At 65.9% G+C, this 3,702-nt stretch carries 4 protein-coding genes; all 4 read left to right on the forward strand.

All coding sequences use genetic code 11. The features are described from left to right. Nucleotides 1–219 precede the first annotated feature (219 nt). On the forward strand, nucleotides 220–597 hold the full coding sequence (rpsL, locus tag Tsedi_RS12030; protein WP_143896935.1) for a 30S ribosomal protein S12: 378 nt from the start codon (nucleotides 220–222) through the stop codon (nucleotides 595–597). Nucleotides 598–787: 190 nt separating this feature from the next. Further along, nucleotides 788–1,258: a 30S ribosomal protein S7 gene (rpsG, locus tag Tsedi_RS12035; protein WP_143896937.1), complete on the forward strand. Its 471-nt coding sequence runs from the start codon at nucleotides 788–790 to the stop codon at nucleotides 1,256–1,258. 92 nt (nucleotides 1,259–1,350) lie between these two features. Beyond that, a complete protein-coding gene (gene fusA, locus Tsedi_RS12040) occupies nucleotides 1,351–3,453 on the forward strand; it encodes an elongation factor G (protein ID WP_143896939.1) in 2,103 nt (700 codons plus the stop codon). A 124-nt stretch (nucleotides 3,454–3,577) separates the two neighbouring features. Beyond that, nucleotides 3,578–3,702: GTP-binding protein (locus Tsedi_RS12045; protein WP_246099264.1), on the forward strand; the 125-nt coding region annotated here is incomplete at its 3' end.

The raw sequence follows: 3,702 nt of genomic DNA on the forward strand, positions 1-3,702 counted from the left end.
TGCCCAGGGCAGAGTCGTTCATGTCGATCACCATGTGAAAAATGATCGACCCAGATCGCCCCTTCAGGCTCACACCTCGTTGGAATCACAACGCCTCGTTCAGGCTCATACCTCGTTGGACAAGACTAGCCGTTGCGCGCAAGCAGCGGGCGTGCTACGATAGAGAGCTTTTCGGACCTCGTCCGGAAGGGTAGAGCATTCTTTGCGTTTGGGGACGATATGCCAACCATCAACCAACTCGTTCGCCATGGGCGCACGGCCGAGAAGGCCAAGTCCAAGAGCCCGGCGATGCAGAACTGCCCGCAGCGTCGCGGCGTGTGCACGCGCGTGTACACGACGACGCCCAAGAAGCCGAACTCCGCGCTGCGCAAGGTCGCCAAGGTGCGCCTGACCAACGGCTTCGAGGTCATCTCCTACATCGGCGGCGAAGGCCACAACCTGCAGGAGCACTCGGTGGTGCTCGTGCGCGGCGGCCGTGTGAAGGACCTGCCCGGCGTGCGTTACCACATCGTGCGCGGCGCGCTGGACCTGCAGGGCGTCAAGGACCGCAAGCAGGGCCGCTCCAAGTACGGCGCCAAGCGGCCCAAGAAGGCCTGACGGCTGCCGTCGGCGGGTGCCGTCGTCACGCCGCCGTCATGCGTCGGTGTCGGAATGCCGGGTCTGGCAAGCGTTCCGACAGGGTGACCCCGCGCCGGGCGCGGAGGTCGAGTAAGTGAGGCCCCATCCGAGTCGGGCTCTCGCGGCCGGCCGCAAGGCCGCCAGCTGAAGCAACAGAGGAAAACACACCATGCCACGTCGTCGCGAAGTCCCCAAGCGCGAAATCCTGCCGGATCCGAAGTACGGCAACGTCGAGCTCTCCAAGTTCATGAACGTCATCATGGAGAGCGGCAAGAAGGCGGTGGCCGAGCGCATCGTCTACGGTGCGCTGGAGCACATCGAGAAGAAGACGGGCAAGGACCCGCTGGAAATCTTCACCACCGCGATCAACAACGTCAAGCCGCTGGTGGAGGTCAAGTCCCGTCGCGTCGGCGGTGCCAACTACCAGGTGCCGGTCGAGGTGCGTCCGGTGCGCCGCCAGGCGCTGGCGATGCGCTGGATCAAGCAGGCCGCGCGCAAGCGCAGCGAAAAGTCGATGGCGCTGCGCCTGGCCAATGAGCTGATCGAGGCCACCGAGGGCCGCGGCGGCGCGATGAAGAAGCGCGACGAGGTGCACCGCATGGCCGAGGCCAACAAGGCCTTCAGCCACTTCCGCTTCTGAGGCCGCGCGCGTTTCCCGGCCGCTACCCCGAGCCCGCCACCGCACTGCACGAGGTCGGCGGGCTTTGCCCATCCGAATCTGGAGTCCACCCCATGGCACGTACCACGCCCATCGAGCGATACCGCAACATCGGCATCTCGGCGCACATCGACGCCGGCAAGACCACCACCACCGAGCGCATCCTGTACTACACCGGCGTCAACCACAAGATCGGTGAGGTGCACGACGGTGCCGCGACCATGGACTGGATGGAGCAGGAGCAGGAGCGCGGCATCACCATCACGTCCGCCGCCACCACCTGCTACTGGCGCGGCATGGACCTCAACTACCCCGAGCACCGCTTCAACATCATCGACACGCCCGGCCACGTCGACTTCACCATCGAGGTGGAGCGCTCGATGCGCGTGCTCGACGGGGCCTGCATGGTGTACTGCGCCGTCGGCGGCGTGCAGCCGCAGTCCGAGACGGTCTGGCGTCAGGCCAACAAGTACCGCGTGCCGCGCCTGGCCTTCGTCAACAAGATGGACCGCGTCGGCGCCAACTTCTTCAAGGTCTACGAGCAGATCAAGACGCGCCTGAAGGGCAACCCGGTGCCGGTGGTGATCCCGATCGGTGCCGAGGAAAACTTCCAGGGCGTGGTCGACCTCATCAAGATGAAGGCCATCATCTGGGACGAGGCCACGCAAGGGATGAAGTTCGAGTACCGCGACATCCCGGCCGACCTCGTCGACCTGGCGCAGGAGTGGCGCGAGAAGATGGTGGAGGCCGCCGCCGAGGCCAGCGAGGAGCTGATGAACAAGTACCTCGAGAGCGGCGAACTGACCGAGGACGAGATCATCGCCGGTCTGCGCCAGCGCACCATCGCGGTGGAGATCCAGCCGATGCTGTGCGGCAGCGCGTTCAAGAACAAGGGCGTGCAGCGCATGCTGGATGCGGTCATCCAGTTCCTGCCCTCGCCGGTGGACATCCCGCCGGTCAAGGGCACCGACGAGAACGGCAACGAGGCCAGCCGCCGCGCCGACGACGATGAAAAGCTCTCGGCGCTGGCGTTCAAGCTGATGAGCGACCCGTTCGTCGGCCAGCTCACCTTCGTGCGCGTCTACTCCGGCGTGCTGAGGAAAGGCGACACCGTCTACAACTCGGTCAAGGGCAAGAAGGAGCGCATCGGCCGCATCGTGCAGATGCACGCCAACCATCGCAACGAGATCGAGGAAATCCGCGCCGGCGACATCGCCGCCTGCGTGGGCCTGAAGGAAGTCACCACCGGTGAGACGCTGTGCGACCCGGCCGCGCCGATCGTGCTGGAGCGCATGCAGTTCCCCGAGCCGGTGATCCGCCAGGCCGTGGAGCCCAAGGCCAAGGCCGACCAGGAAAAGATGGGCATCGCGCTGTCGCGCCTGGCCGCCGAGGACCCGTCGCTGCGCGTCTACACCGACGAGGAGTCCGGGCAGACCATCATCGCCGGCATGGGCGAGCTGCACCTGGAGATCATCGTCGACCGCATGAAGCGCGAGTTCGGCGTCGAGGCCAACGTCGGCAAGCCGCAGGTCGCCTACCGCGAGACCATTCGCGGCACCGTCGAGCAGGCCGAAGGCAAGTTCGTGCGCCAGTCGGGCGGCAAGGGCCAGTACGGTCACGTCGTCTTCAAGATCGAGCCCAACGAGCCGGGCAAGGGCTTCGAGTTCATCGACGCCATCAAGGGCGGCGTGGTGCCGCGCGAGTACATCCCGGCGGTGCAGAAGGGCGTCGAGGAGGCCATGCAGGCCGGCGTGCTGGCCGGCTACCCGGTCGTCGACGTCAAGGTCACGCTGCACTTCGGTTCGTACCACGAGGTCGACTCCTCCGAGCAGGCCTTCAAGATGGCCGCCATCTTCGGCTTCAAGGAAGGCTGCAAGAAGGCCAACCCGGTCATCCTGGAGCCGATGATGGCCGTGGAGGTCGAGACCCCCGAGGAATACGCCGGCAACGTGATGGGCGACCTGTCGTCGCGTCGCGGCATGGTGCAGGGCATGGAGGATCTGCCCGGTGGCGGCAAGGTCATCAAGGCCGAGGTGCCGCTGTCGGAGATGTTCGGCTACTCGACCACGCTGCGCTCGATGTCGCAGGGCCGCGCCACCTACACGATGGAGTTCAAGCACTACGCCGAGGCGCCGCGCAACGTGCAGGAGCAGATCATCGCCGCGCGCGCCAAGTGACGCGCTCGGCCGCCTGAGGCGCCGCCCGATCCGGGCGGTGGGCCGGCTGCCCGTGGCCGGCCCGTGCCGCAGACGTCAACCCCACGCACGGGCATGCGTTCTTTGATCCGAAAGGTTTGCAGGCATGGCAAAGGAAAAATTCGAGCGGACCAAGCCGCACGTCAACGTGGGCACGATTGGTCACGTGGACCATGGCAAGACGACGCTGACGGCGGCCATCACGACGGTGCTGGCGGCCAAGTACGGTGG

The organism is Tepidimonas sediminis, assembly GCF_007556605.1.
In the GTDB taxonomy this organism is placed as follows: Bacteria; Pseudomonadota; Gammaproteobacteria; order Burkholderiales; family Burkholderiaceae_C; genus Tepidimonas; species Tepidimonas sediminis.

Bases quoted from the DNA above. Each gene is read 5' to 3' on its own strand.
- rpsL (WP_143896935.1), top strand. From the start codon at position 220: ATGCCAACCATCAACCAACTCGTTCGCCATGGGCGCACGGCCGAGAAG.
- rpsG (WP_143896937.1), top strand. From the start codon at position 788: ATGCCACGTCGTCGCGAAGTCCCCAAGCGCGAAATCCTGCCGGATCCG.
- fusA (WP_143896939.1), top strand. From the start codon at position 1,351: ATGGCACGTACCACGCCCATCGAGCGATACCGCAACATCGGCATCTCG.